The 25,996-nt window shown below is 42.7% G+C and carries 21 protein-coding genes; 9 read left to right on the top strand and 12 right to left on the bottom strand.

The features are described 5' to 3' along the window. Positions 1 to 60 precede the first annotated feature (60 nt). Both AC1DP6_RS04405 and AC1DP6_RS04400 read left to right on the top strand, forming a co-directional pair. Positions 61 to 1,095, top strand: a complete 1,035-nt coding sequence (locus AC1DP6_RS04405) for a sensor histidine kinase (protein WP_477053751.1) — start codon at positions 61 to 63, stop codon at positions 1,093 to 1,095. A 1-nt stretch (position 1,096) separates the two neighbouring features. Continuing rightward, a complete protein-coding gene (locus AC1DP6_RS04400; protein ID WP_477053750.1) occupies positions 1,097 to 1,813 on the top strand; it encodes a LytR/AlgR family response regulator transcription factor in 717 nt (238 codons plus the stop codon). A 4-nt stretch (positions 1,814 to 1,817) separates the two neighbouring features. On the opposite strand, the gene AC1DP6_RS04395 is transcribed toward AC1DP6_RS04400, so the two are convergent. The 3 genes from AC1DP6_RS04395 to AC1DP6_RS04385 all read right to left on the bottom strand — a co-directional run bounded on the left by AC1DP6_RS04395 (position 1,818) and on the right by AC1DP6_RS04385 (position 4,584). Beyond that, on the bottom strand, positions 1,818 to 2,741 hold the full coding sequence (locus tag AC1DP6_RS04395) for a helix-turn-helix domain-containing protein (protein ID WP_477053749.1): 924 nt from the start codon (positions 2,739 to 2,741) through the stop codon (positions 1,818 to 1,820). A 12-nt stretch (positions 2,742 to 2,753) separates the two neighbouring features. Next, positions 2,754 to 3,653 carry an NmrA family NAD(P)-binding protein gene (locus AC1DP6_RS04390; protein WP_477053748.1) on the bottom strand — a complete coding sequence of 300 codons (900 nt, stop codon included), beginning with the start codon at positions 3,651 to 3,653 and terminating at the stop codon, positions 2,754 to 2,756. Between the two features lie 148 nt (positions 3,654 to 3,801). Then, on the bottom strand, positions 3,802 to 4,584 hold the full coding sequence (locus tag AC1DP6_RS04385; RefSeq protein WP_477053747.1) for a glycerophosphodiester phosphodiesterase: 783 nt from the start codon (positions 4,582 to 4,584) through the stop codon (positions 3,802 to 3,804). Positions 4,585 to 4,713: 129 nt separating this feature from the next. Here AC1DP6_RS04385 and AC1DP6_RS04380 point away from each other — a divergent pair, with 129 nt between their 5' ends. Continuing rightward, on the top strand, positions 4,714 to 5,091 hold the full coding sequence (locus AC1DP6_RS04380; RefSeq protein ID WP_477053746.1) for a 5-carboxymethyl-2-hydroxymuconate Delta-isomerase: 378 nt from the start codon (positions 4,714 to 4,716) through the stop codon (positions 5,089 to 5,091). 82 nt (positions 5,092 to 5,173) lie between these two features. On the opposite strand, the gene AC1DP6_RS04375 is transcribed toward AC1DP6_RS04380, so the two are convergent. The 4 genes from AC1DP6_RS04375 to AC1DP6_RS04360 all read right to left on the bottom strand — a co-directional run bounded on the left by AC1DP6_RS04375 (position 5,174) and on the right by AC1DP6_RS04360 (position 14,261). Then, positions 5,174 to 8,377: a TonB-dependent receptor gene (locus AC1DP6_RS04375; RefSeq protein WP_477053745.1), complete on the bottom strand. Its 3,204-nt coding sequence runs from the start codon at positions 8,375 to 8,377 to the stop codon at positions 5,174 to 5,176. Positions 8,378 to 8,582: 205 nt separating this feature from the next. Beyond that, positions 8,583 to 10,127, bottom strand: a complete 1,545-nt coding sequence (locus AC1DP6_RS04370) for a class I SAM-dependent DNA methyltransferase (protein ID WP_477053744.1) — start codon at positions 10,125 to 10,127, stop codon at positions 8,583 to 8,585. A 10-nt stretch (positions 10,128 to 10,137) separates the two neighbouring features. After that, positions 10,138 to 11,397, bottom strand: a complete 1,260-nt coding sequence (locus tag AC1DP6_RS04365) for a restriction endonuclease subunit S (protein ID WP_477053743.1) — start codon at positions 11,395 to 11,397, stop codon at positions 10,138 to 10,140. Positions 11,398 to 11,480: 83 nt separating this feature from the next. After that, positions 11,481 to 14,261, bottom strand: coding sequence for a type I restriction endonuclease subunit R (locus AC1DP6_RS04360; protein WP_477053742.1), 2,781 nt, complete (start codon positions 14,259 to 14,261; stop codon positions 11,481 to 11,483). Positions 14,262 to 14,482: 221 nt separating this feature from the next. Between AC1DP6_RS04360 and AC1DP6_RS04355 the strand changes: the two genes are divergently transcribed. Continuing rightward, complete coding sequence (locus tag AC1DP6_RS04355) at positions 14,483 to 15,517, top strand: Fic family protein (protein ID WP_477053741.1); 1,035 nt, start codon at positions 14,483 to 14,485, stop codon at positions 15,515 to 15,517. A gap of 59 nt (positions 15,518 to 15,576) precedes the next feature. Here the strand turns inward: AC1DP6_RS04355 and AC1DP6_RS04350 are convergent, their stop codons facing one another. The 3 genes from AC1DP6_RS04350 to AC1DP6_RS04340 all read right to left on the bottom strand — a co-directional run bounded on the left by AC1DP6_RS04350 (position 15,577) and on the right by AC1DP6_RS04340 (position 18,842). Next, a complete protein-coding gene (locus AC1DP6_RS04350; protein WP_477053740.1) occupies positions 15,577 to 16,602 on the bottom strand; it encodes a hypothetical protein in 1,026 nt (341 codons plus the stop codon). A gap of 352 nt (positions 16,603 to 16,954) precedes the next feature. Beyond that, positions 16,955 to 17,863: a DUF6268 family outer membrane beta-barrel protein gene (locus tag AC1DP6_RS04345; protein WP_477053739.1), complete on the bottom strand. Its 909-nt coding sequence runs from the start codon at positions 17,861 to 17,863 to the stop codon at positions 16,955 to 16,957. Positions 17,864 to 17,933: 70 nt separating this feature from the next. Then, positions 17,934 to 18,842 (bottom strand): helix-turn-helix domain-containing protein, encoded by a 909-nt coding sequence (locus AC1DP6_RS04340; RefSeq protein WP_477053738.1) that lies wholly within the window; start codon positions 18,840 to 18,842, stop codon positions 17,934 to 17,936. Positions 18,843 to 19,015: 173 nt separating this feature from the next. Between AC1DP6_RS04340 and AC1DP6_RS04335 the strand changes: the two genes are divergently transcribed. Continuing rightward, a complete protein-coding gene (locus AC1DP6_RS04335) occupies positions 19,016 to 19,750 on the top strand; it encodes an NADPH-dependent F420 reductase (RefSeq protein ID WP_477053737.1) in 735 nt (244 codons plus the stop codon). A gap of 108 nt (positions 19,751 to 19,858) precedes the next feature. Further along, positions 19,859 to 21,064 carry an FAD-dependent oxidoreductase gene (locus AC1DP6_RS04330; RefSeq protein ID WP_477053736.1) on the top strand — a complete coding sequence of 402 codons (1,206 nt, stop codon included), beginning with the start codon at positions 19,859 to 19,861 and terminating at the stop codon, positions 21,062 to 21,064. A 159-nt stretch (positions 21,065 to 21,223) separates the two neighbouring features. Here AC1DP6_RS04330 and AC1DP6_RS04325 read toward each other — a convergent pair whose 3' ends face one another. Then, entirely contained in the window at positions 21,224 to 22,153 is a 930-nt protein-coding gene (locus tag AC1DP6_RS04325) for a hypothetical protein (RefSeq protein WP_477053735.1), read from the bottom strand. Positions 22,154 to 22,331: 178 nt separating this feature from the next. Between AC1DP6_RS04325 and AC1DP6_RS04320 the strand changes: the two genes are divergently transcribed. Further along, complete coding sequence (locus AC1DP6_RS04320) at positions 22,332 to 23,762, top strand: amino acid permease (protein WP_477053734.1); 1,431 nt, start codon at positions 22,332 to 22,334, stop codon at positions 23,760 to 23,762. A gap of 46 nt (positions 23,763 to 23,808) precedes the next feature. Here the strand turns inward: AC1DP6_RS04320 and AC1DP6_RS04315 are convergent, their stop codons facing one another. Further along, positions 23,809 to 24,282 carry a CYTH domain-containing protein gene (locus AC1DP6_RS04315; RefSeq protein WP_477053733.1) on the bottom strand — a complete coding sequence of 158 codons (474 nt, stop codon included), beginning with the start codon at positions 24,280 to 24,282 and terminating at the stop codon, positions 23,809 to 23,811. A gap of 135 nt (positions 24,283 to 24,417) precedes the next feature. On the opposite strand from AC1DP6_RS04315, the gene AC1DP6_RS04310 reads away from it, so the two are divergent. Further along, positions 24,418 to 24,960, top strand: a complete 543-nt coding sequence (locus AC1DP6_RS04310) for an RNA polymerase sigma factor (protein ID WP_477053732.1) — start codon at positions 24,418 to 24,420, stop codon at positions 24,958 to 24,960. Positions 24,961 to 25,040: 80 nt separating this feature from the next. Continuing rightward, entirely contained in the window at positions 25,041 to 25,994 is a 954-nt protein-coding gene (locus AC1DP6_RS04305; protein ID WP_477053731.1) for a FecR family protein, read from the top strand. Positions 25,995 to 25,996 lie beyond the last annotated feature (2 nt).

Below are 25,996 nucleotides of genomic sequence, written 5' to 3'. Positions count from 1 at the left end.
ATTAATTCTTGCCCACCGTATAGAAAAGTCGTTTCTTTAACGGTCTTAAATGAAATAGTGATGAACATCGTTGAAAAAGATAGGTGGTACCATAAGAATACTTTCATCGAAATGGTATTTTTCTTATCCATGTTTGTATTAACCATGTTGCATGAAATGATGCGGATAGATACCTTGCTTGCCTTCAGTCAGGGGCTGGTCTTCTTCCTGATCCTCTATGCTCAGGCACAATTTCATCGCTTTTTTATATTCCCGTTGTTCCTGGAAAAGAAGTATCTACGGTATGCGCTGTTAAGTATGCTTTCCACACTATTGGGCGCCGTCATCTTGTTTTTGCCCGATTATTACTGGATAGACCCTGAATACTATAAGGATGGTGATAATGTTCTGGCGATCATTGACAATTTTGCATTGTGTATTATCAGCACCATGACTATCATGTCTTTTTTCCTGATCCGTCAGTACTCTATGGAATTGAAAAAGAGAAATGATGCCCAGTTGCTGCTTAGTGAAGTGAATATTAAGTTCCTTCATGCACAGATGAATCCTCATTTTTTTTTCAACACCTTCAATAATTTGTATGGGGTGAGTCTTACTGAACCCCAGCGCGTTCCGGAGCTGATTCTTAAGTTATCTAACCTGATGCGTTATCAGCTGGAAAACGGAAAGAAAACTAATGTCAGCATCTGTGAGGAAGTCAATTTTATTGACAATTATATCATCATGGAAAAAGAGCGGATTGGTAAACGATGTGACATATCTTTCCAAGTCCCTCCCCTGCCTGAGTCCATGTGTCAGTACCAGATTGCGCCAATGATTCTTATCACGTTAGTTGAAAACGCTTTTAAGCATAGTCTTACGATCGTAAACAAATGGTTTGTGCGTATTAATATAGAAGTGGTTAACACCACTTTAAAGATGCGTATTGTAAATTCCATCGCGGATGAATCGCTTAAAAGCTATTCATCAGGTATTGGCTTACAGAATATCATTGAGCGCATGGAATTGCTGTATAAAGGAAGATATCATTTTGAAACTGCTTCTACACCACAGGAATATCAAACCACCCTCACGCTGAAATTAAACACTTACTGAGATGACCAAACCACTAAACTGTATCGTCATAGACGATGAAGAGGGCGCACACCTGGTGTTGGGGCATTACCTGAAATCCTTCAGTAGTCTGCATCTTAGCGCATCTTTCTATAATGCTATTGAGGCGATGGAATATATCCATGAAAAACCCGTTGACCTGGTGTTCCTTGATATCAATATGCCTGGTGTATCCGGAATGGACATGCTGGAAGCAATGTCTGATCCACCGCTGGTAGTGCTTACCACTGCTTACAGCGAATATGCCCTGCAGAGTTACAAATACCAGGTGGTAGATTACCTGGTTAAACCCTTTGATCTGCCACAGTTCACGGCGGCCATCCACAAAGTATTTAAGCGGTACAGGCCAGCTTCTCCTGTACGGCAGGAAACACCCGCGGAAATTCTTCCGGCTCCGTTTCTAATGCTGAAAGTTGATGGTGAGGTGATCAAAGTGCAGATGAGCAGCATTACACATGTACAAAGCTGGGGCAATTATGTAAAAGTTCATACCCTTGACCAGGTTTATTTAAGCCCAGTTACCACAACTGAAATTGAACAAAAGCTGGAAAAGATGGGATTTAAACGTATTCATAAGTCATATATCGTTGCCTTGAACCACATTCAAAAAGTTACCTATGGAGAACTTCACCTGGACAACGGCATCATCTTACCGATTGGTAATACTTACCGCAGGGATTTGATGGAATATTTCCGGTAACTGATCAGTTAAAACTATTTCTGAATTCCAAAGGCGAAAGGCTGGTCTTCATTTTAAATAGTTTGCTGAACGACTGTGAATGTTCAAAGCCTAATTCATAGGCAATTTCACTTACAGACAAGTCTGTAGTCGATAACTTCTCTTTTGCTTTTTCAATCAGCTTTTCATGTATGTGTTGCTGGGTACTCTGCCCTGTTAAGGTCTTAAGCAATCCGCTTAAATAACCGGGAGATACGTTCAATGTTTCGGCGACATAGGTTACCGTAGGCAATCCTTTTTTTATTAAATCATCGCTGTTAAACCAGGCTGTCAGTATATCTTCTAACCTATCCAGGATTTTATGGTTACTTATTTTCCTGGTCAAAAACTGGCGATGGTAAAATCGTTCTGCATAGGTAAGCAATACTTCCAGTTGTGCAATAATAAGGTCCTGGCTAAATTTGTCGATGTTAGCCCGATACTCCTGTTCGATATTTTGCAGGATGCCTACCAGCGTTGCTTCTTCTTTTTCGGAAAGAAACAAGGCTTCATGCACGGAATAATCAAAGTATTCATATTCCTTTATTTTCTTTGCCAGCGGGGTATTCCAGAGGAAGTCGGGATGGATATAAAGTATCCATCCCGAATGTTTAAGTTCTTCTTCTACGTTATTGATTTCAATGCTAAAAACCTGGCCAGGTGCTACAAAGGTCATAATGCCTTCATCAAAGTCATATGCCTGCTGTCCGTATTTCATTTTCCCATTGAAATTTCTTTTCAATGCAATGCAATAAAAATCCAATAGCAGATTGAATGGTTCATTGTGATTCAACTGTTTGATTGATTCCACGTTGATCACACTGATCAGTGGATGTTCCGGCTTGGGGAGATCCCTGAAGTCGTGAAATTCGCTGATCGTTTTAAACCGGTGTGGTGCAGTGCTGGCCATATCGCAAATTTATCACTTTTGATTAAAGACTACCGCAAATTCCTTTGCAAAATCAGTCATCTTTACCTTCCCCATCACTGCTGGTCTGTTGCGGTCATAATCTTCTGCTAACAGGCCGCTATGAAGACTTCCGTACATCTCCACCAAACCCACCGCAATACGTGGTTGCATGCCTATCGCTTCCAGGCCGCTTTTCGTTTCTTCATCAGAAATTACTACCCATTTTAAATCCGGCTTCCCGATCGCTGCGCCTAAGATGCCGGCTACTTCGTTTCCTGTAAGGTCTTCACTGGCCACATAGCGCACCTTTCTACCGGTAAATGGTGTTTCGAGCTCCTCTGCTACGGCAGCCGCAATATCTATCGGGGAAACCCATGGCACTTTGTTGTCTCCGCCGTAATTCACCGAGATAGCTCCCGTGCTTTTTATCATATCTACATAGCCATACAGATTATAGTAGAAAGATGTAGGGCGCATATGCGTAATGGCGACTTCCGGCGACAATCCATTAAGGATATGCTCTACATCATGAGCACCAATCAATATCCCTGATTTCTTCTCTAAATGGGCGCCAATGGTGCTAAGATTAACTACTCTTTTTACACCTGCTGTTTTAATGGCCCGGGCATAGTTATGGCCAAGTCCCTGATAATACGACACCAGGTCAAAACTATGATCGAAGTAACTAACTGGCGGGACCATACTATACACCGCATCGGCCCCCGTAAAAGTAGTGGTAAGGAAATCAACGTCTTCCAGTGAACCAATGGSAGCAGTTGCTCCTAATGATTCAATTTCTTTTTGCTTTTCGGACTTGCTGCTGATCACCGTAATTGCGTGTCCTTTTTGTACTAACGCTACTGTGAGCGGTTTGCTGATATGTCCTAATGAACCTGTTACTATAATTTTCATTTTCGTGTTTGTTTATGTTGCAAAGTTCTGCCGCAAAAAACAAACAGCTGTAGCCGGATCTGCGCTTGTTGTAGTCGAATATGAGGTATCCATCCAGAAACCGATGCACCACATCAGCAACTATACAAAATGTATCTCTAAAAAACTATTAACGGCTTCTAAAAAATGGTTCAAATATGCTATCTATCTGAAACCAGGTTAACCCTGCGTCCTTCAGACGTGTGGCCTGCTCCGCAGCCAGCTTCCTACCATCCGCCTTGTCAAACGCCCAGGCATTGACAACGCCTATGGCTAGAATGTTATTGTCTTTTGCCCATGCAGCGTCAGCGGCTGAGATATCTCCTGAAAACAGGTAATAGTTAGCGGCAGCGTAACCTGGTTGCTTCATATTTGCCTCCAGCTGTTGCCGGGTGCAACTCAACTTGATTTTCCCGGTAAAAAAAGAAGTGGATTCGTCTGTTCCAATCATCAGTGCATGATCATAGAGATCATACTTTTTAAGCAGAAATATCATCTTATCAAAAGCATCAGGATTATATCCCGGAATTTTGAGATCAATCATGATCTGCAAATGAGCCTGGGCCTGTTTCAGCACTTCCTCCAATGGCAGGATGCGATAGCCGATTTTATTCTTTAAAGCAAATAACTCTTTCCAGGTAAGTGCCGACAAAGGTTTATCTATGCCAAAAGTTCGTTTAAGACTGGCATCATGATGGGTCACCAGGATACCGTCGCTGGTCAACCGTACATCAATCTCTATCATATCATATCCACGCCTGATAGCCTCCTGTAGCGCCTCCATACTATTTTCCCCACGCAGACTATCTACCACACCGCCACGATGTGCGATCAGTTTATATCCCTGACTGTATCCCGAAAAGCTCAGCAAGAGCATCGTAAACAAAAATATAGCTCCTTTAAAATTCATCATGATGGTTGTAATTTACCTGGTGGATAACCAGATAAAAATAAGATCTTTAAAGTTTAAGGTCCATTATCAATTTGTAATTTTTTGTTATAAAAAGTGACGCTTCTTCTCCTTCATTAAAAAATAAAACATATGCCTCATTTTGTAATAGAATTTTCAAAAAACATTTTAGAGCAACAGCCGGCGGATGTAATCATGGAAACTGTTTACGATGCGGCCGTATCTACCGGATTGTTTGCGGAGAATGATGTTAAGGTGCGGATTAACTGTTATGAACATTATAAATTAGGAGAAGGAAAGCATAGTTTTCTGCACATTTTCGCGAGCATCATGGGAGGCCGGACCACGGAACAAAAAGCAGCGCTTTCCAAAGTAGTCATACAAAAATTAGCGCCACTATTCACAGATATTTCCTTCCTGTCGATGAATGTCAGTGACTTTGACCCCGCTACTTACTGCAACAAGTCGTTGATCCATCCACTCAATACGGATGGGAACCGGCATTTCTAAAAAGATTTTACCGTAAAAAATATAGCCCGCAAGGCTAATACACCTGCGGGCTATATGATAATATTGCTGTTTGTACGGCTGGCTAGAATATGAAACGCAAGCCCAGCTGTGTTTGCCAGCGACTTAACAAGTCCGGACTGGCAATAAAGGTTTCTTTCTGAGAAGGGTCGAACTGGTAAGTGGGCACTCCGCTGGTAACATTTGTCACAGAAATCGGCTGAAAATATCCTGAGTTGGAGGCATATTTCCGGACACCCCATTTACTGTTGATCAGGTTACCGAGGTTAACTACATCCAGACTGATTTGCACCGTCCGGATTTTTTCTCCGCTTTTAAAATAGAAGTCCTGTAGTACCCGCATATCCACCTGACTGAACCAGGGACTTACCCCTCCATACTTTTCTGTATACATTCCTCTCCTGCCCCGGAGGTAATGGTCTTGTTCGATGAATGATTTGTATGCTGCTTTCTGGGCTGCTGCATTTTGCACCACACCATTTACGTCTGTAAGGGGCGCAAACTGCATCTTGTCGATCTCGCTGTTTTTAGGCACATACAACAAGTCGTTGCTGCTGGTACCGTCATTGTTCATATCTCCTCCGTATACATAGGCAAAGCGGTTACCACTGCTCCAGTTACCGAAAAGGGATATTGTGGTTCCATATTTGCCTTTTCCATAGTTGAATTTCTTGCTGGCGGCTACTACGAAGCGATGGGTATTTCCGTAGAGGGAAGGTGTATTTCTTGCTTCGTTGGCATTATTGAGAATAGGATTTCTGTCAAATGCATCACCACTGATCTCTGCTGAAATGGAGCTTGCATCGCGCGATACCAGGTAATTATAGGCACCGTATAAAAACAGGTTATTTGTAAAGGTCTTTTGCACGGTGAAACTGGTATTAAACTGGTCTCCTGTTTTCGTATTGGTGAAAACATATGCGTTGACAGCGCCTTTGTCGGTGTCTTTGTAAACACTCCGGGTATCACCGATACCGCTGTTCAGCGATCCGGTAGGTGTACCCAGTTTGTAGTTTCTTACCATCATGGCGTTCACATCTTTCGAGTAGGCTACATCAACGCTGAAAATGGTTCCCCGTCCGGCCCTGATGTCGGCGCCGATATTGGTACGCCAGATCTGCGGCCATTTGAAATCGCGGTCAGTAGCGCAATAAAATCCGGAAGTGGGATTGCCGATCTGGTTACCTATCCATACAAATGGGAAACGACCGGTAAAGAGTCCGGAACCACCTCTGAGCTGCAAGCTTTTATCTGCCTTTACGTCCCAGTTGAAACCTATTCTTGGAGAGAACAAAGGTTTGGAAGAAGGCAGCCGGGTATTATCCAGTTGTTTGCCTTGCCCGTTTTTAACCGGTTCGCCGTGTTCATCGAAGAGCACCAGGTCATCATTATTGGGGATGGTGGGAGAAGTCTTTTTTCCATCAGGTGACTGGAAGGAGGAATTCATATAAAGAGGAATATCCATCCGGAGGCCGAAGGTCACGCGAAGGTTATCAGTGGCTTTCCATTCATCCTGCAGGTAGGTAGATAGCTGTGCCACGGTGATATAATACCAGTTCCATTTATCAGCAGCACCTGCCGCTCTGGCGCCTGTCACATCAACATCGAGCGGGTATGCACCGAAAACATATTTGCCGCTCACCGGGACGCTGTCTTTGAACACCTGGATATCTGCGTCACTGAAGAGGGTGGCGCCGTAGCCGGTCAGGTTAAACGAGTTTCCAAATTTGAAAGACTCATAAGATCCTCCCACAGTAATAGTATGTTTAGGAAGGATGATGTTGAAGTTGTCCGTTACCTGGAAAGCGTCCTGGTTCAGCCGGTTGTTGATAGAAAATGGTTCATGCCCTGCCACAATGTACATGGTACCATACTTGGTGATATTCAGTACCGGGAAAGGCTCCGAGAAGGGAGTTCTTTTATCCTTGAAAGTGGTGTACACGGCTCTGAGCTTGTTGGCATAACGGTTGCCGAAGCTGGATTTCAACTCCGCGCCGAAAGACTGCAGCTTATTTTCGATCTGATAGCCCGAATTCCTGAACTGCAAGGTTTGGTAATCGGGGCCACGATCGCGGATGGCATTGGGATGGGCAGGCTTTTCTTTTGTTGCCTGCAAGCCATTGTAGGTAAATGACAGGCTGTGATTTTCATTGATCACCCAGTCAAGTTTTGCCAGCCACTTGTAATTCTTTTGCTTCAGATTAAAACCCTGGTAAGGACCGGTTTCATAGCCGAACTTAGTCCGCAGAATATTACTTACATCGTCCAGGTCTGATTGCAATACGCGGGAAGTATTGTTATTGTCGCCGTTAGTGGCAGTACGCGCCACATAACTGCTGGCAGCATCATCCCTTTGTTCTGTTTCAAAATTGGCGAAATAGAAAAGTTTGTTTTTGACGATGGCTCCACCTACCGCGAAGCCTGCCTGCAGCTGGGTCAGATCTGGCACGGCGATTTTATTACCATCTACTTTTTTACCGGTCATGCCCTGATTGCGATAAAAACCGTAAACGGTACCACCGAAAGTGTTGGTACCTGACTTGGTAACGGTATTAACACCAGCACCGGTAAATCCCGCCTGGGTGACATCGTAAGGCGCCAGGTTCACCTGTATCTGGTCGATGGCATCCAGGGAAATAGGCTGTGCACCCGTTTGTCCGCCAGGTGTAGGCGCATCCAGTCCGAATGGATTATTGAATACGGCACCATCGAGTGAATAGTTGTTGTATTGTCCGTTACGTCCGGCGAAGGAAGTTCCGTTGATGGTGGACGAGGCGGAGGGCGTCAGTCGCGTGAAATCATCCGCGGAGCGGGAAATAGTCGGCAACTGCCGTAATTGGCGTGAACTGATATTGGAAGAAGCACCTGTGCGCTGGTTGTCGAAAATTTTCGACTGCCCGGTAACGGTGATACCCGACAAACTACCTGTGCTGACGTCCAGTTGTATGTCTACCGCCCGATTCTGTCCCAGCTCGAGGAAGATATTATCCTCTGACTTCTCCGCATACCCCACGAAAGTCACCGACACCTTGTAAGGTCCTCCAACGCGAAGATTGGGTACCTGGAACGAACCATTGTTTTGGGTAATAATAATTTTAGTGATGCCGGCTTCCCGAAATTCGATTTTTACGGTGGCGCCGGCGAGTGGCCTGCCTTCCCTGCTTTGGATAGTACCGCTCAGCGTGGCAGTGGTCACCTGGGCGTTAGCAAATACACTTGTGAGCAGGCAGAATAAGGTCAGACATCCAATAAGGACTGGATTTCTCATAGCAGCAGTTGATTTTGGTTGGCTATGAATATATCATTTTTTTTGTTGGTTTTAGGGAGAAATTTTGGGCAAGAGTGGTTGTGGGGGGATGGAGGGGCTATTTTGAGGATGGTTCTTTGTCCTGATCATTTTTGGGTAATGAAAAACGGGGCAAATCTTTCGATTCAACCCCGTTTATTATTACCAATGCTTCTCTTTTTTCTAATTATTTTTTTGTAGCATTTAAGCTCGCGATAATTGCTCTAAAGCTCTCCAGACCAGCTTCCAGGTTCTCAATGATATCTTCCGCTAATTCATCCGGATCTGGTAAATTGTCTAAGTCCGCCAGGGACTTATCTTTTAACCATGTGATATCCAGGCTGGTTTTATCTCTGGCTATAATTTCTTCATAAGAAAACTTGCGCCATCTACCCTCTGGATTAGAGTCACTGAAGGTCTCCTTTCTCTTATGCCGGTTTTGAGGATTGTAGCAAGTGATAAAATCTCTCAGGTCTTCTAACTTCAGCGGATTCTTTTTTAACGTATGGTGGACATTGGTTCTGTAATCATACACCCATACTCCTTTTGTGTGTGCTTCCCTGCTGGCGGCCTTACCATCAAAGAACAACACATTGGCCTTTACACCATTGGCATAGAAAATGCCCGTTGGTAAGCGTAGTATAGTATGCAGGTCCGTAGTCTCCAATAATCTTTTTCTGACGGTCTCGCCTGCACCACCTTCAAACAATACATTATCGGGCAATACGACAGCAGCGAGGCCCGTTGTTTTCAACATGGATTTAATATGCTGCACAAAGTTCAATTGCTTATTGCTGGTAGTTACCCAGAAGTCCTGGCGATTATAGGTAAGATCTTCCTTTTCCTGTTCGCCCTCCTCATTGGTAAATGTCATACTGCTTTTCTTCCCGAAAGGAGGATTAGCAAGAATATAATCATAGCGGGTTTCTGATGCGGCAATCAATGAATCATTTGGAGAAATCATTATTTGTTCGCTATCAATGTCGCCTATGTTGTGCAGGAACAGGTTCATTAATGCTAACCGCCTGGTACTTGCCACAATTTCGTTTCCGAAAAAGGTATTGTATTTCAGGAATTGTTTCTGTCCTTTATCTAATGACAAATTATCCGTCATCCAGTCATAAGCTGCCAGGAAAAACCCTCCTGTTCCGCAAGCAGGATCCGCGATGGTTTTCATTGGTTCCGGGCGCAGACATTCTACCATGGCTTTAATCAACGGCCTCGGGGTGAAATATTGTCCCGCGCCACTCTTTGTATCTTCTGCGTTCTTTTCCAGCAGGCCTTCGTAAATATCTCCTTTATCCTTCACTCCCATCAATACCCATTGCTCTGCGTTTATCAGCGCAATAAGCTTGTAGAGTTTTGCAGGATCAGTTATTTTATTCTGGCTTTTAGTGAAGATTTGCCCAAGGATACCTTTTTCTTTTGCCAGTTCACGCAATAGATGATTATAGTGAACTTCCAGGTCATCACCGGTTTTGTTAGTTAATGTTTTCCAATTGTATTTGGCCGGGATAGGCATTGCCCTGTTATGCGGAGGCTGGGTGTACTCATCTGCCATTTTCAGAAATAGCAGGTAGGTTAGTTGCTCCAGGTAGTCGCCATAGCCTACGCCATCATCACGGAGTGTATTACAAAAGGCCCATACTTTACTTACTATGCTGGAAGTATTGACGGACTTATTCTCTATTACTATATTATTTTCTTGTATTGTTGCTGATTTTTTTGCCATGAATTTCTCGTTAAACTAATTTTCCTTCGAATGCTTTTTTGAGAATGGATTGTTTTAGTGATTCTGCCTGTTGCAGGCTATTAGAGATGGTTTCTTCCAGCTTATCGGCAACGCTGAGGCGGGATTCGATAGCTTGGACAACAAGATCTTGTTCTTCAATTGACGCAATAGGAACTGGGAAATTTTTTATATCTTCCAAACCAAGACCAGCTTTAGTCGCCCCTTTTGTCATTTTATTTAGATAATAATGTCCACCCGATTTTGATATTATCCAATAGCCAACAAACTTCTTATTAAATTCATTTTTAGGTCTACACAGCGCAATATGCTGATTCACAAAAGCATTATCAAGCTTTGGTGCAATTGCAAACATACCAAGATAGCCGGTAATGGAAAATAGAAAATCTCCTTCCTCCACTTTTGTTCGTATTCCTTCAGAGTTAGAAGGCGGATTTACATATTGAATCTTACTAATTTCCAAATCTAAGTTTAGCGAATCGAAATCAAGATTTGTGATTCGTAAGAATATTGCTCCATTATCAGAATAATATTTAGCCCATCCTCTTGAACCACTAGTTACAAACTTAAATAAATCTTTACTTTTCATCCACTTCCAATCTTGTGGCAATTCTCCATCTTTCAAATCTTCATTGGTCATTCTTCCCTCAAATGCCCATTTCAATACACTTTGTCGATAAGTTTTTATTTGTTGTTGAGCCGTACGCAGACTTTCTATCCCCTTGTCCAACTCACTGAAGAGTTCTTCAATTTTGGAAACGATAGCTTGTTGAATGGGTTTGGGTGGAAGTGGAAAATCTAACTCTGAAAACTTTGATAATGAAATCTCTTTAAATGTTGTGCCACTCGCAACTGATTCTGCATTTCTTTTTGAAGCCTTAAGATAATAATATAAATACTCACTTAAAACATCAGAATTAGGAACTATACTTTTGAACCCTTGATTAGTGCATAATTCTCCTTCAGCAATAACAACATATCCAATTGGAGCTCTTGATGAAAATAGTACAGATCCTTGAGGAATTAAACGAGCCGAAGAATTCTTTAATCCCGCCTCCGTAATTGACTTTGCGCCTTTCTCAATGTGTTTTTTTCTATAACCAGTTAGATCTGAAGGTGAAATCCAGCCTATATTACCACCCCAATACTCCGGAACCGCAGTTGATGGAGTACCTCCGGAAACTACCTTCCCGATTTCACCCAGCTTCATCCAACTCCAGTTCTCCGGCAGTTGCTTCATTATTTTATTCATACATTGCTTCTATAATACAATTCATTAATCATTCCTGAAATAAAGAAATTGATTAACAAGTATATGGCATAAAATTCCGTCTCTTACGCTGCCAACACTTCATTCAACTCCCCAATAATCTCCTCCGTCTTCTCTCCGAACAACTGCCACATCTTGCCCAGTCCACCATTCCGATTAAACGGATCCAGTTCAAAATCCTCTTTATCCAGGTGAAAGCTGGCCGCCACATAATCCTTAATCATACGTAACCACTTCATTTGTTCTTCCGTAAACTTGGTAGTAGTACCTGCCTGTTTCTGAAACACCCAGGTCTGGAAGTTTTTATCTACCACTTTATCGTAACCGGTAAGAGAAGTATCAATACCACTTACTTTTCGGATCAGGCTCACCAGCGCCATTAACTCATTTTTAGGCTCTCCGTTGGTTTGCTTTAATTGTTCGAATGCACGCCATACGTGGAGGGGAGCTAATAAGGGCTGCTCGGTGGTTAGTTTCTCGCTAAGATCTTTAATCATTTGATAGGTCAGTTCCCTGCGGCGATAAGGCTGATCATAAAAAATTTCCAAAGCTGTAATCTCCTCCTTATGTGCCTCTATCCAGGAGGTAAAATTACTAATCGTTAATTCTGCCGCCTTATCCTGGTCTTTTACCCAACCTATTTGCGTGACCTCATCCTGGTTAATATGATCGATCACCTGATCATATTTCTTACGAACATCCACAATATAATTCCGAAGATCAGGATTATTAAAGATGGCCACCGCTTCTTCAATAGCCTGCTGTTTCGCTTCTTCAATGGCAACATCAATCTTTGCAGGAGCGGCACCCAACAGCTTTTCGTTTGTACGTTCCTCAATACCGTAGATCATATCCGGATCATAAGCATTCAGCAACTTCCTTACCACCTGGTTAATCGTCTGCCCATTTGCCTGGGCCGCGAAGGTAGCTTTTTCTTTATCATTAATCTGCTTTTCCAGTCTCAGCAGGCGGTTAGCAAGCGTTGTCAGCATATCCTCACTGGTGTTACCCATCGCAATATTTTGCAACACGTCTTTCAAACTCACACCTGGGTTCTTTTCCAGGGGACGGCTATCCGTTTTCTGTGACAGCTCCACGCCAATGGCATCAATGATCACAAAATGATCTTTGGTATATCTGGCAGAGGGAGTGCCTGTGGCTTTCAATTGCTCCAAAGAACAAGTGCGCGTACCCCGGCCTTTCATTTGCTCGTAATAACTCCGGCTTTTAACATCCCTCATAAATACCAATACTTCCAACGGACGGATATCAGTACCGGTGGCAATCATATCTACAGTAACCGCAATACGTGGATCGTAGCCATTGCGGAACTGTGCGAGTACATCTTTCGGATCCTCCTCACTGCGGTAAGTTATTTTCTTACAGAATTTATTCCCTTCTGCAAATTCTTCCCGCACAATTTCAATGATATCTTCTGCGTGAGAGTCTGACTTAGCGAAGATCAATGTCTTCGGCACTTCAAATTTATTCTCTTTATCGTATCTGTCTGAAAATATGGTAGGCAGGCGCTCCTTCATTGCACGGACAATAGTCCGGATAGTGCTGGGGTTCACAATGTCTCTATCCAATTGCTTGCCACTATATTCAATATCTTCATCCACTGCTTCCCAGAATTTCTTACGGGTCAATCGTTCCCGTTTATCTACACTTTCACCTATCTCAATTTTGCTACCTTGTTTCGTGATTTTTGTCTGTATGGTAAATACATTATAAGGTACCAACACACCATCTATTACCGCCCTTTCATATCCATAATCGCTCACCAGGTTTTGTTTGAAGTACCCGAATGTCCTGTTATCCGGCGTGGCTGTTAATCCTACCTGGAACACGTCAAAGTAATCAAGTACCTGCTTCCAAAGATTATAAATACTGCGATGGCACTCGTCAATGACGATGAAGTCAAAAAATTCAGGAGGTATTTTCTCACTGTAAACAACCGGCAGTGGCTCTTTGGGCTGAAACCTTTCATTGGGATTCTGTTCTTCCGCATTTTCATCCAGTTCTGTACCTTTCAGAATGGAGTACATCCGTTGAATGGTACTAATATACACCTGGTTATCCGAAGGGATAAAGCTACTTCTCAACCTGGTTAACCCATATAGCTCCGTAAACTTCCGGTTATCATCATTGGGTACATAGGACATAAATTCCTGCTCCGCCTGCTCACCAAGGTTTTTTGTATCGACAAGGAACAAGATACGTTTAGCCTTCGCATACTTCAACAAGCGGTAAACGAAGGTGATCGCCGTGAACGTCTTCCCTGAGCCGGTAGCCATTTGTATCAGGGCTTTGGGACGGGCGTCTTTGAAAGATTTTTCCAGGTTATTGATAGCTGTGATCTGACAATCCCGCAACCCATCGGTCAGTAATACCGGTAGATCGTGCAAACGGGTTCTTAAGGATTTATCCATCCTGAGCCATTCTGCAAAAGTTTCCGGTCGATGGAAACTAAACACGGTCCTTGAGCGTGGCTTTAGGTCACGGTGGTCGGTAAACTTGGTTACCTCGCCGGTGCTTTCGTATACAAAGGGAAGAGGATCGTTTTGACAGTACTTTAATTTCGCTTTGGCGTAGCCCTCACTCTGATCTTCATGTATTGACATATGCACGCCTTCTTCGGCCCGTTTGGCTTCAATGATACCAACCGGCTTCTTGTTCACGAAAAGTACATAGTCCGCAGGACCAACGTCAGTTTGATATTCACGAACGGCAATGCCTATGCCTTCACTCAGATTGATGCGTGATTTATTTTGAATGATCCATCCACTTCTAACCAGTTCAGAATCAATTCGTTCTCGGGCTAATTGTTCAGGGTTCAGGTTCAATTTGGGAAAAGTTAATCTACAAAATAAAGAAAAATTATCAAATGAACACATGAGATGATAAGCCTGAACAAAAAGTAGCTCAGTTGATAGTCGAATACGGCTCAATTAATATATTAATTGAGCCGTATTCGACTATCAACTGAGCTACAACGAAATAAAGCTCAAATAAAGGGTAAATAAAGCTCAGAATAATATAAATTTGAGCTGTAAAAAGATTTAAAATGAGCCAGAAAGAAGAAATACTTGTTTATCTTACGAGTCATCCGTCACTTTCCTCCAGGGAAATCTACGATGGTATGGGCCTTAAGTTTGCATATGCAACACTAAAGAGGGTATTGACACAATTACTGGAAGAAAATCTCATTGTTACTGAAGGAAAAGGAAAAGGAACCAGGTACTTCATCAGTCCGTCCTATAAACTGTTGCATCCAGTTAGCGTAAATGAGTATTTTAAATTAGAGCAGGATCAACGAACAATTAAAGGAGACTTTAACCTCTTCCTCATCACCGATATCCTCGCCAATGCAATAATATTTACAGCTGAAGAGCAACAGCGCCTGAAGGAGCTACATGAAAAATTCAGAAGAAACGTTTCCAACTTATCATCTACCGAATATGATAAAGAACAGGAACGTCTAGCCATTGACCTGAGCTGGAAATCATCACAGATCGAAGGTAATACCTATTCTTTACTGGAGACAGAACGTCTTTTAAAAGAGAAAGAAACCGCCGAGGGTAAACCCAAAGATGATGCTACTATGCTGCTGAATCATAAGGAGGCCCTTAATTTCATCATTAAACATCCTGACTATGTCATACCGCTAACGGTAAGTCGAATTGAGGATATTCATAGTATACTCATCTACGATCTGGGTGTAAACCGCAATATTCGTAGCGGGAGAGTAGGTATAACCGGGACAAACTATCGCCCGTTGGATAATGAGCACCAGATTCGTGAAGCCCTAAATGATATGTGTGAACTGATCAATGCCAAAGAAGATATATTTGAAAAAGCACTTTTGGCGTTAGTGCTCTTATCCTACATACAGGCGTTTGCCGACGGTAACAAAAGAACCGCACGTATTATCAGTAACGCAATATTAATCGCACATCAGTACTGCCCTTTATCTTTCCGCACAGTCGATTCTGTAAATTACAAAGAAGCTATGCTTATTTTCTATGAACAAAATAATATTAGTGCCTTCAAAAAGATATTTATAGAGCAATATGAGTTCGCAGTGAATGCCTATTTCTAATGAATAAACCTTTTCCTTATATTTTTCTTGAAGTAGTTTATTAGTATTAAATTCGAAACCTAATTATCCTTATCTCCAAGATTATCTTCCATTATTCTTTCTATAGGTATATTCTGTTCCTTACAATACTTTTCAGTATCCATTTCACTTGTAAAAAAGACATCGCAAAAACTTACCAATTCTTTTTCCAATGCTTCTACGTAACGTTCACTCGCAGTAAGTAACTTCTCTGTTTGCTCTATAAATCGTTCAAAGTCCGGATTAATCCGGCAAAGCTTGTCAATGGTAATAAAATCCAGGTCCTTATATCTTGCGGGGAACAGAACTTCACTTTCAAAGGGGTTAGCTTTTAACAGAATAATGCCGATTCCAAAAGACTGATTCAATCTTTTAATTTCATCCAGGAGAATATCATTAATCTGAAAGGCTACCAGGTATCCAAAATTGGCCCAGCTGGAATTAGATACAGCCTGAAAAAAACATTTTTTCAGCTCATAGTCCGATTTTATCTCTTTTTTTAACTCGTAGGCTGTTAACTCAAAAGTTCCTAAGCGATTAATAGCCTTAAAAAAAGCCTGACTGGTCTTCGTATGCAAATTCAAAAAACGAATGCCTACCATATCCGGGTGAATCCATTTCTGGTGGCTGTCTTTTGAATTTGATTGTTCATGAAAAATAGTTTTTGACTTTATCCCAATTCCGTTAAGATAACTACTTAATAGCTTGTGCAAACTTCTCTCTTCAAATCGTCGATAGTAAGTTGATTGGTCTTCGGTAAGAAGCCGATGTTTACCACTTTTATCATCTTCAGCATTTTCTATTGCCTCCAGGGCATCTATGCTAATTTCTGATTCATGTTTAGTTAGAAAATAACTAAAAGATCCTCCTTTTAGCGGTATTCTCTTTACTCTCGAATCACGATTCCGGATGAAATTACCTAGTAACGCAGATACTGTTTGAGGAGGCGTTTTGGCATCTTTAAAATCATAATACTTTGCAGCAATTATATGATTATAGATCTGTAGGTATTTGGCAGGTACTTTGATTTCATCAAGGCTTTGTATGATTGCGTCATTCAATGTCATAATGGCTATTTAAAGGAAACGGTAATAGTACTTTACTCAATATATGATTTTCTTATTTTATCTCCTTAGGAGTTTTCATTTGACTTTATTATCAAAAAACTAATTTACAAAAAGTATCCGTTCCTTACTCCAATTCGCAACATTCATAGCCGTGATACATTATCATCTCGATAATTTGATGACATTTCAGCTTATATGAAACAATCCTCAGCACACAGTCTACATCATCCAGGTCTACGTTCCAACGCTCAATGCACTTGTTTGCATCCAGTATTGGCTGTAGCTTCCTTTTATCTGATGCATGCCTTATGTTGGTTTTAAAAATTAGTATGTGATCAATATTCTCCATGGTCTATTTAATTCTGTAAGTGATCATCGCTTTTCCGTAAGCCATATTATCGATAGAAAAATTCCGGACGGTATCGTGGTTGGCGTTAAATAGTTTGTAGCTATTAAACAGTCCTACGCCACCCTGTAGCTGTACCCAGAAATTCTTATAAATACGTTGGTTAAATTGCAGGCCGGCATGGATGGATGAAAACTGTGCGTAATCAATTTGCTTGCCCTGGTAGTCTGTATAGTCTTTTAAATTGTATTTGGTCCAATCTATGGAACCGGCGATACCTACCTGTGTGTTTTTAGAAACATTATACACCACATTTAATCTCGGCCAATAAAACTGGCCTACCCATTTGCCGTTATTGCTTTTATAGTCTATGGATACTCCCGGTGTAATTAAGAATTGCTGAAAGGAATACATGGCATGTACGCCAAGACCAATTTCCAGATTCTGGTGTTTGCCAAACTTTTTGGATACCCCGTAAATACCGTCCAGGATTAAGTCCTGCGATGAAAGGCCACTTTTGAAATCAGTTGCCACCGTTGGGATGATGATCCCTAAAAGCGACCATCTTGCAGAGATGGGGTGTTTGACAATGACAACTGCTTTAATTTCATGAATTTTATCCAACTGATAAATATTTTGTGAAGCGTCTTTATCAATAGTAAAATCCATTAAGCGGTAATTAATATTAGAGAGTATAAACGTCTTACCAAAATGCAGGGGCGGTATAGGCAGCCAAGCATCATAGGTATTGTATTTAAACTTATTCGTCCTGAAGCCACTTTCGGTGGGCAGGTCGTTAAATTTCGTTTCCGCATGCGTGGTCACCGCAATACCTGCAACGTCCTTAATCAACTGCGAATAAACATTGTTTGAAAATAAGATGCTCAATATAAAAAGACGTGTTAGCTGTTTCATGTTTTCCTTTTGAATTGTATTTGATATCACAAAGGTGACATGAAAACAGGCCTTCTTTCTAGAACAGAATCTACATTTCCCCGGACGAATTTTGCATGAGTGAAGCCCTGTATTCAGAAGGTGTTAACCTGGTTACTTTTTTAAAAAGACGGCCAAAGTAACTGGGATCATCGTAATTCAATTCAAATGCTACGGAGGAAATACACCTGGTAAAGTCTTGCAACAATAGCTGGCTCTGGGAGATACTGACTTTATTGATCCATTCTTTAGGCGCAGTACCCATTGTTTGCTGGATACAGCGATTCAAGTAATTGACGGACACCGACAGTTTATCAACATAAAACGAAACGGATTTATGTTCAATATGATATTTATACACTAATTCCTTAAAAGTAAATGCCACTTCACTGCTCCGGTTGATGGTTTGATGATGCGTTTTATTTGCGGCAATAATTTTTATTAACGCCGCCTGAAACAAGGAGTAACTAATGTCGAGGTCTGGTTTTTCACTATGCATTTCATTTGACAATAGTCCGAAGAGTGGTGTCAGCCATTGACTGGTGGCGGCTGATAATCTGATTACTGCATCTGCCGAAAAAAGGTGGATGGATTTCTCCTTCGATAAAAGATGGTGGAGGATGCTATCTTCAAATAGGACAATATGGCCTGCGGCATCTTTACTTACCTCTTTTAAAGCCGTCATGTTCCCCTGCTTCACCAACAGGATGTCATGCTTACTGATAGATTTTACTGCTGCATCTACCTGCTGCTTTGCATGCCCGTTAGTCAGGTGAACAATAAAGTTATAGTCTGGTCGGTGAAGAGGCGTTGGTATTTGAATAAAACGAGCCGTTTCCTGTATATCATAAATTTGAATAGGGATTCGGGATGATTTAAGCGCAGGCGGTACTGCCGACATATATTGACGTTCAAAATCAATTGCCTTAACGACGTTGATTTTCTTGCTCCCGTTACTCATAGATGGCATTGTGCTTTGATGTATAGGATAAGACACCCTGCCCTCTGTTTACCCCTACGTCTGGCAGATACTGAAAAACATTTGCGTAACTCAATAGTTACTTATATATTTGAGTAACTTTAAAGTTACCTATTAAAACGACTTCCGAAAAAGGAAATAAAAAAAATTAAGTTATGAACATAGGCATTATCGGCGCAGGCGCTATAGGCAGCTGTCTGGCATCAAAACTGGTGAAACTGGGACATACCGTTTCGATCGCTAACTCCCGGGGGCCGGCATCCTTAAAACAACTGGCGGAGGACCTTGGAGCAGAAGCCGTCACAGTAGAAGAAGCAACCAGAAACAAGCAGGTAATCATTGTGACCATTCCACAAAAAGCGGTAGCGGATCTCCCTCCCAACCTGTTTAAACAGCTTGCTGATGATGTAGTGGTCATTGACACAGGGAATTACTACCCAAGTCTCCGCGATGGTGCTATACCTGCACTTGAGCAGCATGGCATAGATAGTTTATGGGTGCAGGAGCTATTAGGCGTTCCGGTGGTGAAAGTATTTAACTCCATTGTTGTGGAAAGCCTGACAGATCTGGCCAAACCCAAAGGTGACAAGCACCGCATCGCTTTAGCGGTTTCAGGTGATAGTACTACAGCAAAGGAAGTGGTGTTTGCCCTGGTAGATGCATTGGGTTTTGATCCTTTTGACGTGGGGGATATTGCGCAATCATGGAAGCAGCAGCCTGGCTCGTCTATTTATTGCAGAGACCTCCCGCTGGAAGAATTAAAAAGAAGGGTGGACGCTATGGAAACAGCATCATCCAATATGCTGCATATGATCCTCGCAAAACGGACTACCGATGAAGTACTTATGAGGACAGACTATCCGGCTTACCTGAAAAGTCTGCAACAATAGCTTCACCGCTAAAATCATTTCATTCACCGACAAATCCCCCTCTACTTACCTTCCTCCTGTTGTTGTAGCACACGGGTACAGATAGCTTTGTATCATAAACTCCTTGCTATGATCAACAATACCAAATCGCTGCATGTACTTATTATTGGCGGCGGTGTAGCCGGCCTTGCGCTGGCATTATTCCTGAAAAAGGCAGGCATTACCTGCACCATCTACGAAGCATACGCTTACAAAGGGGAAGCCGGTAGCGGATTGAACATTGCCCCTAACGGCATGAATGTACTGGCGGCACTGGGCCTGGCAGATGAACTGGCTGCCCGTGGAGCTATCACACTGGAGCATTGCTTCAGAAGTGAAAATGGAAAAGTGCTGGCACGTATTCCTTATGGAGATATCAACAAATATGGTCAGCCTGGCGTAAGCATGTCGCGCGCTACTTTATATGAGGTGTTGACCAATGAAATCAACAAATCAGGCATTGAGATAAAATACAATAAACGTCTACTCTCCATCAATGAATATAGCATCGGCGTAAAGGCTAACTTTGAAGATGGCGACAGCGATAGCGGGGATATCCTGATTGGCGCAGACGGCATTCGTTCAATAACACGCAGTCATATTTTGCCACAAGGTCCGGAACCATCCTTTGTGGGTGTAGTGGGGGTAGGCGGTTTCGTAAAACTGGAAAAGGTGCCTGAACTCACACAACAGGACCTGAGCAGTCTGAACTACACCTTCGGCGCCAAAGGCTTTTTCGGTTATTGTGCAGCAGATCAGGGCTATGCCATGTGGTGGTCTAATCTGCATGCGAACCAACCTATGAGTGAGGCTGCGCTGAGAGATACTTCCATGGATAAATTGCAACAGGAAATGCTTGCTATCTACAAAGACTTCCATGGCCCTGCTGCCGCATTGATTACGCATACCGAGCGTCCATTAAGACAAAACATCAGCGATATACAATCCCTGCCTACCTGGCACAAAGGCCGCGTATTACTCATCGGCGATGCTGCGCATGCCGTTAGTCCCAACGCGGGGCAAGGTGCATCCATGGCGTTGGAAGACGCCATGTACCTCGCTAAACTACTCCGGGATGGAAAGGACGATTATGTTAAAGTATTTACTCAATTTGAAAGCGATCGCAAAGGCCGTGTTGAAAAAATTGTGGCAGAAGGAAGGAAACGCGGTGTTGGCAAGCAGGAAGTGAGTCCGCTCCAGGCGAGGATACGGAATATGATGATGAGTATTTTTCTTAAGTTGTTTGGGATAAAAGGGATCGATTGGGTGTATAGATATAAGATTGATTGGGAATAATGGGAAACATCTCATGCTACCAACACAAAGGGCTTACCGGAAGGTAAGCCCTTTCATTTTATACATTAATGACAGGTCATGTCTATTCCTTCTTTCCCAAATCCAACAACAAAAAAAAATCTCCTGGTATAGCTGACCCCTCAGGTGTTCCTGAAGCATTCAACGGTAATTGCGCCACGGAAACCCCAGCAGACCACGATATTCATCGATATACAGGTAGTCGCCGGGTACATAACGTTGATATAACCCGTACTTAATTCCAGTTCTGACCACCTTGCCATTGGTGCGGAATACCTGCCAGTGATAAGAAGCGGCTACGCTATTGGGCACATCTGGTATGACCGAACGTACACTATTTAATCTTCTTTCCGTGTTCACTACTATATAACGAATACAGTCGATGGTAGCCGCGCCGCTACCATTGAACATCAGTATGTTTTTATTCTGCGAGTCGCTCACTTCTATCCAGTGAAGAGGTCCCTTCACGCTATCCATGGGCAGCAGGTACAGATAATAAAAAGTGGACGGCCCTTCATCCGGGGCAGAGGTACCACCTGCTGTATATTCTTCTCTGCCGGTCACATAATATTGCTTCACTTCAGGACGGGAAAAATCAAATGCAAAGTTAATACCCGCCAGGAAGGGAAGTATATAAAAGGCCATCGTCAGCATTAACGAATGCTCATTATTGATGGTATTGCCTCCTTTGATGATTTCACTGATCAGCAGGAACGCCAACACCACCGGTAGTACAAGAGCCAGTAAAAAGGCCGGGAACGAGGAAGTATACACAGAAAATATGTGGGGTACTGTAAAAATGTACACGATAAACATCGCTCCGCAGAGTATTACCCGCGCCGTATTTCCCTTCGGGAAGTTGCCGGATAAGGCATTTTCCATAGTAGTACCGGTGGCTTTATGTAGTACATACCGCAATAAAGGGATACAAAATATAACGATGAGCAGGTAGCGGAATGTAACAGACACGGGGTCAGTAAAAAGCAGCCACACGCCCAGCAGCAGGCGGGTGATCACAGAAAATATAATCTGGCTGGATACAGTAAGAATGGTTTGTTTCGGGTTTTTCAACAGCGTTGGGTTATATGGCTGAAAATATACGAATATTTAGGTGCAACCGCAACTCCGGGTTATTGAAACTGGGCCACATGCGCCGATTTTATGAGACTACCTGATAACGCAAACAAATATATGTTTACATTTTTGCTGAAATTAACTCAAATTGCAAGCTTATCCAGCGCATTAAACATTGAAAGCAACTATCGAAAAAACGGAAGAACAAAAGCTGAGGAGAGGCTTACAAAACAGGCATATCCAGCTGATAGCCCTTGGCGGGGCTATAGGCACTGGCTTATTCCTGGGAATAGGTCCGGCTGCAGTATTGGCCGGTCCATCTGTTATTTTAGGCTATGCATTTGCAGGCATCATCGCTTTTTTTATTATGCGGCAGCTGGGCGAAATGGTGGTAGAAGAGCCGGTATCCGGGAGTTTTAGTCATTTTGCCTATAAATACTGGGGCACCTTCGCCGGCTTTGCCTCCGGGTGGAATTACTGGGTATTGTATATCCTGGTGGCCATGTCTGAACTGACAGCGATCGGCATGTATGTTCATTTCTGGTGGCCGGAGATTCCTTTGTGGTGTTCCAGTCTGTTCTTCTTCATCGCTATTAATGCACTCAATCTCAGTTCTGTTAAAGTATATGGAGAAGCAGAATTCTGGTTTTCGATAGTAAAGGTAGTTGCCATTATTGCGATGATTGTTTTTGGTACTTATTTGCTGGTCAGCGGTAGTGCCGGCACACAAGCCAGTATACAAAACCTCTGGAACGATGGTGGATTTTTCCCGAAAGGCTTGCTGAACAGCGATGGGAAAGGTGGCTTCCAGGGTTTATTTGCGGCCATTGCTATGATCATGTTTTCTTTCGGAGGTCTGGAGCTCATCGGGATTACGGCTGCAGAGGCAGACCAGCCGGAGAAAACCATACCGAAAGCCACCAACCAGGTAATATACCGGATCCTGATTTTTTATGTAGGGGCCCTCATCATACTATTTGCGTTATCTCCCTGGAGAAGTATTACCACAGCAACCAGTCCTTTTGTAATGGTTTTTGAAAGCTTAAAGGGATTTCAGTTCACACTTTTGGGCAAAACAATTTATTTCACCAGCCTGATTGCGAATGTATTGAACCTGATTGTGCTGACAGCTGCGCTTTCTGTTTACAACAGCTGTGTGTATAGTAACAGCAGGATGTTGTATGGTTTGGCCGACCAGGGAAATGCGCCGGCATTCTTATCAAAACTGAACAAAAACCATGTACCGGTAAAAGCGATCCTGGTATCCGGATTGTTTGCTGCAATTTGTATTGTGGTAAATAAACTGATACCGGAGAAAGCACTGGAGATATTGATGTCGCTGGTGGTATCGTGTTTGATTATCAACTGGCTGATGATTACAGTCGTGCATTTTAAATTCAAAAACAGTAAAAAGGCGGCTCAGATAAAAACGAAATTTCCTTCTTTTCTATACCCGGTGTCAAATTACATATGCCTGGCATTCCTGGTAGGAATATTGGTGCTGATGTGGATTACCGGTATGATAGTGCCGGTGGCGCTGATCCCGGTGTGGGTAGTGTTTTTGTACTTGTGTTTTTTGCTGGTAAAAAGAAAGAAGGCACAATAAACTTAATCCGTAGCCCACACCTCGGTGTGGGCTACTTACTATCCATCTATTGCGGCCAATCTTTATACGGTGTAATCGTTAAATTGGCATTATAATATTTCTTCTCTCCCGTCACTTCTTTCCCTACCCATTCAGGTGTTTCAAACATTTCTTCTTCACTTTCCAATTCAATTTCCGCTACTATCAATCCGGCATTATCTTCCAGGAATTCATCCACTTCCCATATTTTATCCTTGTATACTATCTTATACCTGATCTTCGATAGTACTGCGGCGGCGAAATTATCTAATAATTCACCGGCTTCCGACAACGGGATTTCATACTCATACTCTGATCTTGTGGCGCCTACGGTCATACCTTTTATGGTGATAAAACCCTTGGTAGGTGTAGCCCTTACGCGAATGGTTTTTTGAGGATCGGTGAGCAGATATCCCTGCCGGTAAAGTTCTCCGGCCGGCTTCTCTACCTGCTGCCATTTTTCATGATCCAGCAGGTATTTTCTTTCTATTTCTTTTCCCATGATATAAAGATATAAACAAATCTTCTTCCTGTTTTCAACTATCATCAGCTCCCTACTTTTCTTGTAACACCTGCTTCGTTCATCCTTAACAATTCTGTAACATAGGATGAGTAGTATTGCAGTTAATTCGCCATCATGGATCCTGCTCCTCCGCATACTATTCTTACTGACTCATCAATACCCGATGATGGCGCGGCTTATTTGAAGTTTGAAAGAATATTCACTACGACCAAAGACCGGCTTCATTACTTCGTGGCAAACCTCACCGGTAACCCGGCGGATACCAAAGACATTATCCAGGAGTGTTACCTGCGGCTATGGCAAAAGATTGCTGATATCCATGAAGACAAAGAAGTACTGCCTTTATTATTCACTTATGCCCGTCATTGTGTCATTGATTATTTAAGAAAAAAAGCCAGTCAACAGCTGTATATCCACCTCCTGGAACAACAGGCCCTTACTACCGTTGCAGCGGCAGAAACAGACCGTGAACAATGGCAGCAGCTGCAGCAGGCCATCAACCAGCTGCCACCAAAACGTAGACAGATATTTACGTTAGTTAAACAGGAAGGTCTTTCCCATAAAGCAGTAGCCAAACAATTACAGATCTCTCCCGACACTGTAGAAAAACAGGTAAGTCTTTCTCTCAGATTTCTCCGCGAAAAATTCCAGCGTTAAGCGTATTCCAAATGTTACCAAATTATTAACTCCACTTTTGCCTTACCGGTTTTGTAAGATTCATCCGTGATATGAACGCTATGGAAAAGAAATTACTACAGCGGTTTATTAACGGAGCATGTTCGGCAGAAGAAACAATTGTCGTTCAGCAATGGTTGCTGGAGCATCCGGATGGACTGGATAATTATATGCAGAAATTATGGACCGAAGAGATCCCTACACCTATGCCGGCCGCCATGGAAGCGGCATTGCGGGATACCTTGCCATTACAGGCGCCTGCGCCGGTGAAATACATTCACTGGTGGCGATGGAGTGCTGCAGCAGCGGTACTGCTGTTCCTGTTGGCTGGCTCCTGGTTATTACAACGTCCACAGCACCCGGATCATGCACTCAGTATAATTACTGCGCCGGCAGGAAAAATATACCAGTTAACATTACCAGATAAAAGTACAGCGTGGCTAAAAGGAGGTTCCCGTTTACAGTTCTCCTCTGCCGGCTATGGTAAACAATCCCGTACCATACAACTGCTTTCCGGAGAAGTTTTTTTTGACGTAAAAGAAGATGTGGCCCATCCATTCATCGTAGAACAGGGAGCCATACAAACCCGTGTACTTGGTACATCTTTCAGTGTAAAGGCAGCGACATCACATACGCCCTCCATTATTACGGTGGCTACCGGTAAAGTTGCGGTTCATTATGCAGATAGTACGGTAGGTATATTAGTTGCCGGCAAAAGAATTTCAATAGACAGTACAAGCGGACAATACAGCAGCAGCGATGTTCCACTGTGGGCGGCAGCCCCCTGGAAGGAATCCGCCATTCAGCTCACCAAAGCAGGATTTGATGAGGTGCAGCTGGCTATACAGGAATTGTATGGCGTACAGTTGCTGACCGATAATAAACAGGTGCAACAGGAACATTATACCCTGTTACTAAAAAGACAAACCTCAGCCAGGGAAGTAATTACAGTACTTAGTTTGCTCAACCATCATCCGTATCAACAAAAAAACGACACCACTTATATCATCTATTAATT

Source organism: Chitinophaga sp. 01L420 (assembly GCF_056399985.1).
The sequence above is the reverse complement of the archived record's forward strand: the minus strand, read 5'-3'. Positions and strand labels throughout refer to the sequence as shown.

Bases quoted from the DNA above. Each gene is read 5' to 3' on its own strand.
- AC1DP6_RS04405 (WP_477053751.1), top strand. From the start codon at position 61: ATGAACATCGTTGAAAAAGATAGGTGGTACCATAAGAATACTTTCATC.
- AC1DP6_RS04400 (WP_477053750.1), top strand. From the start codon at position 1,097: ATGACCAAACCACTAAACTGTATCGTCATAGACGATGAAGAGGGCGCA.
- AC1DP6_RS04395 (WP_477053749.1), bottom strand. From the start codon at position 2,741: ATGGCCAGCACTGCACCACACCGGTTTAAAACGATCAGCGAATTTCAC.
- AC1DP6_RS04385 (WP_477053747.1), bottom strand. From the start codon at position 4,584: ATGATGAATTTTAAAGGAGCTATATTTTTGTTTACGATGCTCTTGCTG.
- AC1DP6_RS04380 (WP_477053746.1), top strand. From the start codon at position 4,714: ATGCCTCATTTTGTAATAGAATTTTCAAAAAACATTTTAGAGCAACAG.
- AC1DP6_RS04375 (WP_477053745.1), bottom strand. From the start codon at position 8,377: ATGAGAAATCCAGTCCTTATTGGATGTCTGACCTTATTCTGCCTGCTC.
- AC1DP6_RS04370 (WP_477053744.1), bottom strand. From the start codon at position 10,127: ATGGCAAAAAAATCAGCAACAATACAAGAAAATAATATAGTAATAGAG.
- AC1DP6_RS04365 (WP_477053743.1), bottom strand. From the start codon at position 11,397: ATGAATAAAATAATGAAGCAACTGCCGGAGAACTGGAGTTGGATGAAG.
- AC1DP6_RS04355 (WP_477053741.1), top strand. From the start codon at position 14,483: ATGAGCCAGAAAGAAGAAATACTTGTTTATCTTACGAGTCATCCGTCA.
- AC1DP6_RS04350 (WP_477053740.1), bottom strand. From the start codon at position 16,602: ATGACATTGAATGACGCAATCATACAAAGCCTTGATGAAATCAAAGTA.
- AC1DP6_RS04345 (WP_477053739.1), bottom strand. From the start codon at position 17,863: ATGAAACAGCTAACACGTCTTTTTATATTGAGCATCTTATTTTCAAAC.
- AC1DP6_RS04340 (WP_477053738.1), bottom strand. From the start codon at position 18,842: ATGAGTAACGGGAGCAAGAAAATCAACGTCGTTAAGGCAATTGATTTT.
- AC1DP6_RS04335 (WP_477053737.1), top strand. From the start codon at position 19,016: ATGAACATAGGCATTATCGGCGCAGGCGCTATAGGCAGCTGTCTGGCA.
- AC1DP6_RS04330 (WP_477053736.1), top strand. From the start codon at position 19,859: ATGATCAACAATACCAAATCGCTGCATGTACTTATTATTGGCGGCGGT.
- AC1DP6_RS04315 (WP_477053733.1), bottom strand. From the start codon at position 24,282: ATGGGAAAAGAAATAGAAAGAAAATACCTGCTGGATCATGAAAAATGG.
- AC1DP6_RS04310 (WP_477053732.1), top strand. From the start codon at position 24,418: ATGGATCCTGCTCCTCCGCATACTATTCTTACTGACTCATCAATACCC.
- AC1DP6_RS04305 (WP_477053731.1), top strand. From the start codon at position 25,041: ATGGAAAAGAAATTACTACAGCGGTTTATTAACGGAGCATGTTCGGCA.